General features: G+C 72.0%; 10 protein-coding genes. 7 read left to right on the forward strand and 3 right to left on the reverse strand.

Annotation, left to right across the window (positions count from 1 at the left end; translation table 11 throughout):
* The first annotated feature begins 153 nt into the window (after positions 1-153).
* The gene (locus tag ACWEN3_RS26830) at positions 154-1,995 is read left to right on the forward strand and encodes a DUF2207 domain-containing protein (RefSeq protein WP_452975843.1); all 1,842 of its coding nucleotides are present in this window, start codon (positions 154-156) and stop codon (positions 1,993-1,995) included.
* Positions 1,996-2,049: 54 nt separating this feature from the next.
* Here ACWEN3_RS26830 and ACWEN3_RS26835 read toward each other — a convergent pair whose 3' ends face one another.
* A complete protein-coding gene (locus ACWEN3_RS26835) occupies positions 2,050-2,775 on the reverse strand; it encodes an exonuclease domain-containing protein (protein ID WP_452975845.1) in 726 nt (241 codons plus the stop codon).
* Between the two features lie 168 nt (positions 2,776-2,943).
* Between ACWEN3_RS26835 and ACWEN3_RS26840 the strand changes: the two genes are divergently transcribed.
* The 4 genes from ACWEN3_RS26840 to ACWEN3_RS26855 all read left to right on the forward strand — a co-directional run bounded on the left by ACWEN3_RS26840 (position 2,944) and on the right by ACWEN3_RS26855 (position 7,468).
* Positions 2,944-3,510 (forward strand): DUF4365 domain-containing protein, encoded by a 567-nt coding sequence (locus tag ACWEN3_RS26840; RefSeq protein ID WP_452975847.1) that lies wholly within the window; start codon positions 2,944-2,946, stop codon positions 3,508-3,510.
* Entirely contained in the window at positions 3,507-4,739 is a 1,233-nt protein-coding gene (locus ACWEN3_RS26845) for a hypothetical protein (RefSeq protein ID WP_452975849.1), read from the forward strand. Before ACWEN3_RS26840 ends, ACWEN3_RS26845 begins: the two co-directional genes overlap by 4 nt.
* Positions 4,740-4,860: 121 nt before the next feature.
* Positions 4,861-6,837: a threonine--tRNA ligase gene (gene thrS / locus ACWEN3_RS26850; protein WP_452975851.1), complete on the forward strand. Its 1,977-nt coding sequence runs from the start codon at positions 4,861-4,863 to the stop codon at positions 6,835-6,837.
* A gap of 73 nt (positions 6,838-6,910) precedes the next feature.
* Entirely contained in the window at positions 6,911-7,468 is a 558-nt protein-coding gene (locus tag ACWEN3_RS26855) for an HIT family protein (protein WP_452975853.1), read from the forward strand.
* Between the two features lie 37 nt (positions 7,469-7,505).
* Here the strand turns inward: ACWEN3_RS26855 and ACWEN3_RS26860 are convergent, their stop codons facing one another.
* Together ACWEN3_RS26860 and ACWEN3_RS26865 are read right to left on the reverse strand one after the other, a co-directional pair.
* Positions 7,506-9,152, reverse strand: a complete 1,647-nt coding sequence (locus ACWEN3_RS26860; RefSeq protein WP_452975855.1) for a hypothetical protein — start codon at positions 9,150-9,152, stop codon at positions 7,506-7,508.
* 188 nt (positions 9,153-9,340) lie between these two features.
* Positions 9,341-11,539, reverse strand: coding sequence for an elongation factor G-like protein EF-G2 (locus tag ACWEN3_RS26865; RefSeq protein ID WP_452975857.1), 2,199 nt, complete (start codon positions 11,537-11,539; stop codon positions 9,341-9,343).
* Positions 11,540-11,823: 284 nt separating this feature from the next.
* Here ACWEN3_RS26865 and pgsA point away from each other — a divergent pair, with 284 nt between their 5' ends.
* Positions 11,824-12,501 (forward strand): phosphatidylinositol phosphate synthase, encoded by a 678-nt coding sequence (pgsA, locus tag ACWEN3_RS26870; RefSeq protein WP_452975859.1) that lies wholly within the window; start codon positions 11,824-11,826, stop codon positions 12,499-12,501.
* Positions 12,498-12,988, forward strand: a 491-nt coding sequence (locus ACWEN3_RS26875; protein WP_452975861.1) for an LpxL/LpxP family acyltransferase, incomplete at its 3' end; no start/stop codon positions are given. The genes pgsA and ACWEN3_RS26875, both read left to right, overlap by 4 nt.

Raw genomic sequence — 12,988 nt, forward strand, 5'->3', positions numbered from 1 at the left:
GTAGAGGTCCCTGTTTCAAACCCCTTAGCGCCCCCCGGTAATGTGCGGGTCCGCATCATGCGGACCGGCTCTTCTTGTTCTCCCCGGCCCGGGATACGCTTCCGATCTTCGCGGGGGGCTGGGGAGGTCCCTGTGACAAGAGGGGGCGTTTCCTTGAGTGCTGCGGACAGCGGGAGAGCCAGACGGACCGGGACCCTGACGCGGGGACGCCGACGCTTCACCTGGCTCAGGGTCTTCTTCGCCGCGCTGCTGCTCGGCGGTGCCGTCGCGGGTTTCCGCATGGGCGGCAACGTGGAGCGCGTCAACACGATGTGGGTGGGCGCCCGGATCGCCGCCGACGGCAGCATCCGCGTCACCGAGGTCATCGACTACGACTTCGGCGAGCCCGGCGCCACCCGGCACGGCGTCTACCGCGATCTGCCGGACCTGATGGACGACCAGGCGTACGCCAAGGTCGCCGCCACCATGGACGGCCACCGGGTCCCCTGGGAGTTCGACGTCGGCGACTACTACGAGGCGCCGGACGGCCGGCGGGAGATCGCCACCCGGATCAAGGTGGGCGACCCGGGCGGCTCCGTCACCGGCCTGCACCGGTACCGCATCCAGTACACCCTCACCGACGTCGTGAAGAAGGGCAGGATCGCCTGGGACGCCGTCGGCACCGGCTGGCGGGTCGACCGCTCGAACGTGGAGATCCACGTGGCCGCCCCGTACGAACTCACCGGCGCCCGCTGCGTGCAGGGCGCCAACGGCTCCCAACGCCCCTGTGACGCCCGCCGGAACGGGTCCGGCCGGCTCGACGTCACCCTCGGCCGGCTCAAGGGGCACGAGGGCGTCACCCTCTACGCCACCGGTGGACGCAAGCTCGACGGAGCGGCGCCCGCCCTGCCCGCGCCGCCCACCGGGAAGGCCGTCGGCACGACCGTGGACAGCCCCTGGCGGGCGGCCCTGCTCGCGTTCGCCCTCATGCCGGTCTGCGCCGCCGCCGTGATCGGGCTGCTGCGCCTCCTCGGCCGCGACCGGATCGTCGAGAAGACGGCCGACGGCACGCCCGGCCGCACCCGGCGCGCCTCGCTCGAACGGCTCGCCGCCTCCCTCGCTCCGTCCCCCGCCCTCCCGGAGGGGCTGGCGCCCGCCGAGGGCGGGATCCTGCTCGCCGAACGTGTGGAGAGCCACCACCAGGTGGCCTGGCTGCTCGGCGCGGCGATCGACGGGCACCTCGCCATCGAGGGGAACGAGGAGTACCCCACCCTCGTCCGCCGCGATCCGGCCGGGGCACCCGAGGACCCGGTCGCCCGGGTCGTCCTGGGCAGTGTCTTCTCGGGGCGCGACTCCGTCACCCTGGGACTGCGCGACGCCCCCTTCCGGTCGGCCTGGCAGACACTGCACCGCGAGCTGACGGCCTGGCAGGAGAACAGCGACCTGTGGGACAGGGCCGACGCGCGCCTCGCCCGTGGCGGGCGCCCCGTCGGCATCGGCGTCACCCTGCTCGGCTTCGTCACGACCGCCGTCGGTGCCTGGCTCGGCGGCCATCGAGACGAAGCGGGGTGGCCGGTCCTCCTGGCGGGCGTGATCGCCGTGGGCGCCGGTCTCGCGCTGTGGCTGCGCTCCTGGGAGCTGTACACCCGCACCCCGCGCGGCGCCGAACTGTGGCTCCGGACCGAGGCGTTGCGGCGCTACCTCATGGACCCGTCCGCCCACCACGGCGACGAGCCCCTCGACGAGGGACGACTGGAGCTGTACACCGCGTGGGCGGTGGCCCTGGACGTGGCGTACGCATGGGACAGGGCCGTCGCCGACTCCACGGCCGTCCCCCGGCGCGGCTCCCCGGTCACCTCGGCCTTCACCTCCGGCTACGCCCTCGGCCTGATGACCGCCTCCTCCTCGTCCAGCGCCCCTCCGCCCTCCAGCAGCGGCGGCGGTGGAGGAGGCGGCGGAGGTGGCGGCGGAGGCGTCGGCGGAGGCGGCGGGGGCGGGGGCGGCGGCTCCTGGTGACGCCGGCCGTGCGGCACCGGGCGCCTGTGGCGGCAGGCGCCCTCACGGTGGTTCCTACGCCGCCGCCGGCAGCTCCGGCCGCAGCGGCCACTCCGTGCTGACGATCTCCTCCGAGCCGCTGCGCGCGAACCAGGCCTGCAGCCCGCGGGCCTGCGCCGCATGCCAGTTGGCCTGGAGCGTGTGCAGTTCGGCGGGGGACAGGCGCTCGAGGCGGGTCGCGAAACGGCGGCCCAGCGCCCGTACCACCTCCAGGGCGGCCAGCGCGTCCGCGCCCGCGTCGTGCGCGCCCTCCAGCGTCACGTCGTAGTGCGAGCACAGGTCGGTCAGCGTGCGCCGGCCCTTGCGGTAGCGGTCCAGGTGCTTGTCCAGCACCCGCGGGTCCAGCACCCTGAGCGGCACCGACTCGAACCAGCGGTCCAGCGAGGACGCCCGGTGCCGGCGCAACTCCCGGTCCAGCAGCGTCAGATCGAACGGCGCGTTCATCACCACCAGCGGACGGCCCATCGCCGCGTGCTCCGCCAGGTGCTCGGCTATCTCGTACATCACCGGCGCCGGCCAGCGCCCGTTGCGCTGCAGGTGCTCCTCCGTAAGACCGTGCACCGCGGTCGCCGCCTCCGGCACCGGGACGCCCGGGTTCACCAGCCAGCGGCTGATCCGGGGCCGGGTCCCCGGCGCATCCTGGACGACGACGGCGGCCGACACGATCCGGTCGGTCTCGACGTCCACGCCCGTCGTCTCCGTGTCGAAGGCGGCCAGCGGCCCCTCGTACCAGGTCGTCATCCCAATCCAACTCCTCGTTCACCTTCAGCAGATGACGTTCCGTCTTCTGCCCGTTTGGTGATACCCGGGCCGTTTGCGCCGTACGCCGGAAGGACACAACAGGAGTACGGGTCTTTGCAGTTCAGCGGCCCTCAGCGGGGAAACTCTTGGCTTGGAAGGCTGTTGGTCATGGCCATAGCGCAGCCCGAGCGGGGCGGGCTGCTGCCCGAACGCACGGGCCCCCTTCGCGGCACGCTCGCCACCACCGCCTGCATGGAGACACTGCAGGTCGGCTATCTGCACGCGGTCGCCGCCGCGGCCGGCTGCTCGCTGTCCCAGCCCTTCCCGGACAACGGCATCGACTGGCACGTCAGTCACAGCGCGCCCGGACACACCGTCGACGACGAGGTCACGATCAAGGTGCAGCTCAAGTGCACCTACCAGGTCGCGCCGAACCCGCCGGGCCGCTCCTTCTCCTTCACGCTCGACAACGACCATCTGCGCAAGCTCGCCCGCACGCCCGTCTCGGTGCACAAGATCCTGGTCGTCATGCTGGTCCCGCGCTCCCAGGACGACTGGCTGCGCGCCAGCCACGACCGGCTCGACCTGAGGCACTGCTGCTACTGGGTCAACCTGGCCGGCCACCCCATCACCGGCCGGCACCGGACCACCGTGCGGATACCGACCTCGCGCATCTTCGACGACCGGGCGCTGTGCGAGATCATGACGCGGGTCGGGACGGGAGGCAGGCCATGAGGAGCCGTCCGTACGAGGAGCCGGTGCGGCAGGTCCGCCCGCACCCCGACGACCTGCCCTGGAACCGCCCGCCCGCGGCCGCCGAGGTCGACCCCGCCGTGCTCGGCGCCCTGCTGCGCCGGCACGGCTGGCAGCGGCGCGGCGGAGCCCCAGGGCGCTACGGCCGCTGGACCCCGCCGGGGCCGGGCGGCGGCGGGACCAGCCTGCTGGTGCCGGAGAGCCGTGCCTTCCCCGACAGCGACGACCTGCTCGGCGAGGCCCTCGACGCCCTCGCCCGCAACGACACCCCCGCCGCGCGCGAGGTGCTGATCTCCCTCGCCGTGCCCAGCGACGAGATCCGCTGGTGGCGCGACACCCCGAGCGGACCGGCCGGCGCCGCGCCCTGGGCCCGCGACGAGCAACTGCGCGGCGCCGCCCGGCGGATGCTGCTCGCCGCCGCGCTCGCCACCCGCGCGCGCGCCGGTTACTACGGCGCCCGGCACCGCCGGTCCGCCACCGCGCTCATCGAGGACGTCCTCGTCGCACCCGCCGCCGAGGGCTGCCGGCTCACCGCCTTCGTGCCCGTGCCCACCGGCCGCCCGCTCGCCGTCCGCCTCCACCAGGCTCTTTACGCCGTCCGCGAGGCCATCGACTACCGGCGGGCCACCGGGGGCATGGACGCCTTCGACGGGGCCGTCGAGGCGGGCGTCAGCCGTGAGCTGACCGAGGCGCTTAGCGCGCTCGTGCGGGGCACCGAGGGCGCCCGGGTCGCCGTCGCCTGGGCGCCCGGCGCCGGTGTCCCCGAGGGCTGCGCCCCCTCCGCCGAACCCGTCGAGTTCTCGCCCGGCGATCTGCCCGTGCTGCGCGAGGCCGCGCTCCGCTACCTGCACGAGGAACCCTCCGTGCCGGTCCGCGTCACCGGCGCCGTCGTCCGCATGCGCAGGTCGGGCCCCGGCGGCGAGGGCACCGTACGCCTCCGGGTCCTGACGGGCGCCGAGGTCCCGCATGTGCGGGTCACCCTGGACGAGGAGGACTACCGCATCGCCGGCCACGCCCACCTCGTCGGCCTCCCCGTGCGCGTGCACGGCCGGCTGGAGCGCCGGGGCGGCTTCCGCAGGCTCACCGGCGCCTCCGGGGTCGTACCCGTGCAGGTCGACGAGGCCGAGCGGGACCGGCTGATGAAGTCCCTCCAGGAGAACCTCGACTTCTTCGAGGAGGCGTGCGAGGAGGCGTACGGGGACGAGGACTGAAGGCGTGGGGAGACGGGAACCGAGGGTTATCGTTTCGCGGTCGGCGCCGTCGGGTCGGTACGATCGCCTGTGCGCGCGCTCCTGGTATGGCGCCGCACCCACCTTCAGTCAGGAGAGACCGGTGTCAGACGTCCGTGTGATCATCCAACGCGATTCCGAGCGGGAAGAACGCGTGGTGACGACGGGCACTACGGCCGCCGACCTCTTCGCGGGCGAGCGCTCGATCATCGCCGCGCGTGTGGGCGGCGAGCTGAGGGACCTCGCGTACGGGCTTGCCGACGGCGACGAGGTCGAGGGTGTCGAGATCTCGTCCGAGGACGGCCTGAACATCCTGCGCCACTCCACCGCGCACGTGATGGCGCAGGCCGTGCAGGAGCTGTTCCCCGAGGCCAAGCTGGGCATCGGCCCGCCGGTCAAGGACGGCTTCTACTACGACTTCGACGTCGAGAAGCCGTTCACGCCCGAGGATCTCAAGGCCGTAGAGAAGAAGATGCAGGAGATCCAGAAGCGCGGGCAGAAGTTCGCCCGCCGTGTGGTCACCGACGAGGCGGCGCGCGAGGAGCTGGCGGCCGAGCCGTACAAGCTGGAGCTGATCGGCCTCAAGGGCTCGGCGTCGCACGACGACGGCGCGGACGTCGAGGTCGGCGCCGGCGAGCTGACGATCTACGACAACCTGGACGCCAAGACCGGCGAGCTGTGCTGGAAGGACCTCTGCCGCGGTCCGCACCTGCCCTCGACCCGCCTCATCCCGGCGTTCAAGCTGATGCGCAACGCGGCCGCCTACTGGCGCGGCAGCGAGAAGAACCCCATGCTCCAGCGCATCTACGGCACCGCCTGGCCGTCCAAGGACGAGCTGAAGGCGCACCTCGACTTCCTCGCCGAGGCCGAGAAGCGCGACCACCGCAAGCTCGGCTCCGAGCTCGACCTCTTCTCCATCCCCGAGCAGATCGGCTCCGGCCTCGCCGTCTTCCATCCCAAGGGCGGCATCGTCCGCCGGGTCATGGAGGACTACTCGCGCCGCCGCCACGAGGAGGAGGGCTACGAGTTCGTCTACACCCCGCACGCGACGAAGGGGAAGCTCTTCGAGACGTCCGGGCACCTGGACTGGTACGCCGAGGGCATGTACCCGCCCATGCAGCTCGACGAGGGCGTGGACTACTACCTCAAGCCCATGAACTGCCCCATGCACAACCTGATCTTCGACGCGCGCGGCCGCTCCTACCGCGAACTGCCGCTGCGCCTCTTCGAGTTCGGGACCGTGTACCGGTACGAGAAGTCGGGCGTGGTGCACGGCCTGACCCGTGCCCGCGGCTTCACCCAGGACGACGCGCACATCTACTGCACCCGTGAGCAGATGTCCGAGGAGCTGGACAAGACGCTCACCTTCGTCCTCGGCCTGCTGCGCGACTACGGCCTGACCGACTTCTACCTGGAGCTGTCCACCAAGGACCCGGAGAAGTTCGTCGGCTCCGACGAGGCCTGGGAGGAGGCGACCGAGACCCTGCGCCAGGTCGCCGAGAAGCAGGGCCTGCCCCTCGTGCCCGACCCGGGCGGCGCCGCCTTCTACGGCCCGAAGATCTCCGTCCAGGCCAAGGACGCGATCGGCCGGACCTGGCAGATGTCGACCATCCAGCTCGACTTCAACCTGCCCGAGCGCTTCAACCTGGAGTACACCGGCCCCGACGGCTCCAAGCAGCGCCCGGTCATGATCCACCGTGCGCTGTTCGGCTCCATCGAGCGCTTCTTCGCCGTCCTGCTGGAGCACTACGCGGGCGCCTTCCCGGCCTGGCTGGCCCCGGTCCAGGCGCTCGGCATCCCGATCGGCGACGCGCACGTGGACTACCTGGAGAAGTTCGCGGCCGCGGCCCGCAAGCAGGGTCTGCGCGTCGAGGTGGACTCCTCCTCGGACCGTATGCAGAAGAAGATCCGCAACGCCCAGAAGCAGAAGGTGCCCTTCATGGTCATCGCGGGCGACGAGGACATGTCAGGCGGTTCGGTGTCCTTCCGCTACCGCGACGGATCCCAGGAGAACGGCATCCCGTTCGACGCGGCCATCGAGAAGATCGCGAAGGTAGTGGCGGAGCGGGCCCAGGTCTGAGCGGCGACCGAGGGCGGCCCCCGGCGAGTTCCTCGCGCCGGGGGCCCTGCCCTGTCCAGGGGCGTCACGCCATATGCTGCCTAGCATGACGAGTGAGCCGGAGCAGCAGATCGGGGTGGGTACGCAGGACGCCTTCCAGCGCCTGTGGACGCCCCACCGGATGGCCTACATCCAGGGCGAGAACAAGCCGACCGGTCCCGGGGCCGGCGACGGCTGCCCCTTCTGCTCCATCCCGGCCAAGTCCGACGAGGACGGGCTGATCGTCCGGCGCGGCGAGCACGTCTACGCCGTGCTCAACCTCTACCCGTACAACGGCGGCCACCTGATGACCGTGCCGTACCGGCACGTGGCCGACTACACCGACCTGACCGGGCCGGAGACCACCGAGCTGGCCGAGCTGACCAAGCAGGCGATGACCGCCCTGCGCACCGCGTCCGGCGCGCACGGCTTCAACATCGGCATGAACCAGGGCTCCGTGGCGGGCGCCGGCATCGCCGCCCACCTGCACCAGCACATCGTCCCGCGCTGGGGCGGCGACACCAACTTCATGCCGGTGGTGGGTCACACCCGGGTGCTGCCGCAGCTCCTGGCCGACACGAGGAAGATGCTGGCCGAGGCCTGGCGCGTGTGACGGCGCCGTGCGGACGCCCCCTGCCCGGAGGTGCCCGCTACGCGTCGTACAGATCCGCCTTCTTCGGCGTCGGATCCTGCACCGCCCCGCTGAGGAACGACGAGCGGGTGCCGAACTTCTCGGTGTCCACGCCGTTCTCCCGAAGGACCCTGATCGCGGACGAGTGCACCACCCGCAGCACCGGCGTGGCCGCGCGCAGCGCGTCGTCGGCCATGAAGCGGTGGCGCCACGGCTGGTCGGCCCAGGCGTGCCGCAGACCGAAGGGCTCCGGCAGGCCGATCGAGCCGCCGAGCCAGTTGAGCAGCGGCGGGTACCAGGCCAGCGGCGCACGCGCGGCGAGGCGCACCACCTCGTCGGCGTCGACCAGGGGCAGCTTGACCGTACGGGTCTCCCAGGGCTTGAGGGACTTGGTGACCTCCTTGGTCGGCGCCTCCGGCTTGGTGGTGAACAGCGGGTTCACCGGTCCCAGCGCGTGTCCCGTGACCTCGATGCGCAGCGTCTCGTGCAGCACGGTCACCGTGATCAGCATGGTGATGACCAGCTGCCCGTCCCACAGCGTCCACTGCACGCCCAGGTAGTGCCGGTCACCGCTGCCGAACTGCTGCTTGTTGCAGATCTCCTGTATAGCGTGCGGCTTGACCTGGAAGGCCTCCACGTCGGTGCCCTCCGGCCGGGAGACCGCCCCGGCCTTCTCGCCGATCGGCGTGACGATCCAGTGCCGTATCGAGGGCTTGGGGAAGCCGCCGGTGTTCAGCGGGCCGCGCTCCAGCAGGGCGAGCTGGTCGTGGATCGCGCGGATGACGTCCCAGCTGCGGAAGGGGTGGATCTCGCGGGTGGGGTCGGCGGGCACCAGGTCCTCGGCGAGCTGCCAGGCGCCCCAGCGGGTGCCCATGCCGAGTATCCCCTTGGGGCCGGCGTAGAAGACCGAGTTGGACTGCTGCTCGGCGCTGAGCCGGGCCAGCGACTGGCGCAGTTGCTCGGCCGCCGTCTGGTTGGGGCCGCGCGGCACGGCCTCCGGGACCTTGGCGCCGACGCTGGTGCCCGACAGCAGCCCGTCCCAGCGGGCCCGCAGATCGACCGCGGCCCGCTCGCAGATCCGCTTGGCCCAGAACCAGCCCAGCACGGGCAGCACCACGGCCGCGCGCGCGTACCAGGCCCAGAAACCGGTGAACGGCATCTTGATCAGGAACAGCGCGGCGAGCAGGCCCACCCCGAGGAGCAGCGCGCCGGCCAGCGTCCCGGCCCGCTTGTCGTCCCGCTTGGCGACGAGCGTGCGCAGCTGGAAGACGAGCAGCCAGACGATGAGCCCCGGCAGGAAGAGCAGCCCGCACACGACCGTCACCATGGTCAGGCGGTTGTCGCGCTCACGGCGGATGTTGTTGGCCGCCAGGCAGTGCTCCACCACGAACTGCGGCTCGGAGCCGAAGGACTGGATCAGGGGCTTGCGGCCGGGGGAGATCATGCGGTCGACGACGGCCCGGGCGAACGCCTCACCGAGGTTGGGCCGGAACAGGGCGATCTTGCCGGCCTTGACGGTGGACTGGTGCCACTCGTTGTCGGCCTTCTTGATCTCCGCGATCGGGTTGTCCCGGTACGCGGCGGACGCCAGCGCGGACGTGGCCGCCTGCCCCTCGTCGCCCGAGACGGGCACCTGGGGCCCGTCCCACTCCGTTCCAAACGACATTCCCGCCCCCATCGCCGCCGGCGTCGCTCCTGCGGCCTTCCCGACTTCCCTGCCCCGCACACCTTTTGGACCGGCCGTCGTGCCGATACCGGTCGGCTGCGGCACGACGTGATCAGGTGATCAGCGTATCCGCCGTCACCGACAGTGCGGGGGCGGACGGCCGAAGCCGCCCGCCCGGAGGCGCGGAACTAGGGGTTGTCCCCGGCCTGTTCGCGGATCCGTTCGGCGATCTGCGGGGGCATCGGCTCGTGCCGGGCGTAGGACCGGTCGAAGCGCGCCGTGCCGTGCGACAGCGAGCGCAGGTCGACGGCGTACCGGCCGATCTCGAACTCGGGCACCTCGGCCCGGATCAGGGTCCGTCCGGAGCCCACCTGTTCGGTGCCGAGCAGCCGGCCGCGCCGGCCCGACAGGTCGCTCATCACGGCGCCCACGTAGTCGTCTCCGACCAGCACGGTCACCTCGGCGACCGGCTCCAGCAGATGGATCCTCGCGTCCGCCGCGGCCTCGCGCAGCGCGAGCGCTCCCGCGGTCTGGAAGGCGGCGTCGGAGGAGTCCACCGAGTGGGCCTTGCCGTCCAGGAGCGTGATCCGCACGTCCACGAGCGGATACCCGGCGGCCACCCCCTTGGCGGCCTGTGCCCGTACGCCCTTCTCCACGGACGGGATGAACTGCCGGGGGACCGCGCCGCCGACCACCTTGTCGACGAACTCGATGCCCGAGCCGCCCGGCAGCGGCTCGACCTCGATCTCGCAGATGGCGTACTGCCCGTGCCCGCCGGACTGCTTCACGTGCCGTCCGCGTCCGGCCGCCCTCGTCGCGAACGTCTCCCGCAGGGAGACCCGGTGCGGTACGACGTCGACCTGGACGCCGTAGCGGCTGCGCAGCCGTTCCAGGGCGACGTCGGCGTGCGCCTCGCCCAGGCACCACAGGACCACCTGGTGGGTGTCCTGGTTCTGCTCCAGGCGCATCGTCGGGTCCTCGGCGACCAGCCGGGACAGGCCCTGGGAGAGCTTGTCCTCGTCGGCCTTGCTGTGCGCCTGGATGGCGAGCGGCAGCAGCGGGTCGGGCATCTGCCAGGGCTCCATCAGGAGCGGGTCGTCCTTCGCGGAGAGCGTGTCCCCGGTCTCCGCGCGGCCGAGCTTGGCCACGCACACCAGGTCGCCGGCGACCGCGTGCGTGACCGGCCGCTGCTGTTTGCCGAAGGACATGGACAGGGCGCCGACCTTCTCGTCGACGTCGTGGTCCTCGTGGCCCCGGTCGGTCATACCGTGCCCGGAGACGTGCACCGTCCGGTCGGGGCGCAGCGTGCCGGAGAACAGCCGGACCAGCGAGATACGGCCGACGTAGGGGTCGGAGGAGGTCTTGACGACCTCGGCGACCAGCGGGCCGTCCGTGTCGCACGGCTTCAGCTCGCGCTGCTTGCCGTCGATCGTGGTGACCCCGGGCATCGGATGCTCGAACGGGGTCGGGAACCCGCCGGTGACCAGTTCCAGCAGCTCCACCGTGCCCAGACCCTGCCGGGCGCCCTCGGCGGCGGGGGCGGCCGCGAGGACGGGGAAGAAGCTGCCGCGCGCCACGGCCCCCTCCAGATCCTGGATCAGGGTCTTGACGTCGACCTGCTCGCCGCCGAGGTAGCGGTCCATGAGGGTCTCGTCCTCGCTCTCGGCGATGATCCCCTCGATCAGCCGGTTGCGGGCCTCCTCGATGTCCGGCAGCTGGTCCTCGCCGGGCTCGGACTCCTTGCGCTCCCCGGTCGAGTAGTCGAACAGCTTCTGCGACAGCAGCCCGACGAGACCGGTCACGGGCGCGTGCCCGTCGGGACTCTCGGGCCCGCGCAGCGGCAGGTACAGCGGCAGCACCGCGTCGGGGTCGTCGCCGCCGAAGGCCTCCGCGCAGACCCGGGTCATCTCCTCGAAGTCCGCGCGCGCCGCCTCCAGGTGCGTGATCACGATCGCCCGGGGCATGCCGACGGCCGCGCACTCCTCCCACACCATCCGGGTCGAGCCGTCCACCCCGTCCGAGGCCGAGACGACGAAGAGGGCCGCGTCCGCCGCTCGCAGACCGGCCCTCAGCTCCCCGACGAAGTCCGCGTAGCCGGGGGTGTCGAGGAGGTTGATCTTGATGCCGTCCCATTCGACCGGCACCAGCGAGAGCTGTACGGAGCGTTGCTGCCGGTGCTCGATCTCGTCGTAGTCCGAGACGGTGCCGCCGTCCTCCACGCGGCCCGCCCGGTTCACCGCCCCCGCGGTCAGCGCGAGGGCCTCCACCAATGTCGTCTTGCCCGAACCGGAGTGGCCGACCAGCACCACATTCCGTACGGACGCGGGTTGGTCGGCCGCCAGAGCCCTGCCGGCGGCCCCAGGGTGTGTCTGTGTCTTGTCGCCCATGATCTTGCCTCCCGTGCACGGTGAGGTCATCGGGGCGCGGACGTGCGGGACCCGCGTGCTGCGGCGGCTCCGGCGACGCCCGCGGTTCTTCGAGCTTTCCACTCCCGTCACGTTGCGTCCATACGACGGACCTGATCGCGCCACGCGCGCCCCGCGCGTGGGGGCGCGCACCGGTTCGCGGGGCGGGCCGTGGGTGCCCGCCCGTCACGCACGCGTGCGCGTGACTACGATGGGCCAGCCGGCGGCCACCAGGGGCCGCGGCGACACCGACCGTCGGGAAGGCCATGCTGAACAAGTACGCGCGTGCATTCTTCACGCGTGTCCTCACGCCGTTCGCCGCGTTTCTCATCCGCCGGGGCGTGAGCCCCGACACGGTCACGCTCATCGGCACGGCCGGTGTGGTCGCGGGCGCGCTGGTCTTCTACCCCGTGGGCGAGTTCTTCTGGGGCACGGTGGTGATCACCCTCTTCGTCTTCTCCGACCTGGTCGACGGCAACATGGCCCGCCAGCTGGGCCGCACCAGCCGCTGGGGCGCCTTCCTGGACTCCACCCTGGACCGGGTCGCGGACGGCGCCATCTTCGGCGGCTTCGCGATGTGGTACGCGGGCGGCGGCGACAACAACGCCCTGTGCGCCGTCTCGATCTTCTGCCTGGCCAGCGGCCAGGTCGTGTCGTACACCAAGGCCCGCGGCGAGTCCATCGGGCTGCCGGTCGCCGTCAACGGGCTCGTCGAGCGCGCCGAGCGGCTGGTGATCTCGCTGGTCGCCGCGGGCTTCGCGGGCCTGCACAAGTTCGGTGTCCCGGGCATCCAGTGGCTGCTCCCGATCGCCCTGTGGATCGTCGCCGTCGGCAGCCTCGTCACGCTCGTCCAGCGCGTGGTCACCGTGCGCCGCGAGTCCGCCGAGGCGGAGGCCGCGGCCGCGCGGGAGGAAGCATCCCAGGGGAGCGAGGCGACGAAGTGAGCACCGCCGACCGGCTCACCGACGCGCTGTACGGCCTCGGCTGGAGCACCGTCAAGAAGCTCCCCGAACCCGTCGCGGTCCGCCTCGGCCGCGGCATCGCCGACCTCGCCTGGAAGCGGCGCGGCAAGGGTGTCCGGCGTCTGGAGGCCAACTACGCGCGCGTGGTGCCCGACGCCACTCCCGAGCGCCTCGCCGAGCTCTCCCGCGCGGGCATGCGCTCGTACCTGCGCTACTGGATGGAGTCCTTCCGGCTGCCGGCCTGGAGCCCCGAGCGCGTGAGGTCCGGCTTCGACCCCAAGGACATAGATTTCCTGACCGACGGGCTCGCCTCCGGCCAGGGCGTGATCCTCGCCCTGCCGCACCTGGCCAACTGGGACCTGGCCGGGGCCTGGGTCACCACCAGGCTGGAGACGCCCTTCACGACGGTCGCCGAGCGGCTGAACATGCTGGCCTACTGGCTCTTCCTGTTCGGTTCGTCGATCGCGGC

It is taken from the genome of Streptomyces sp. NPDC004561, from assembly GCF_053602155.1.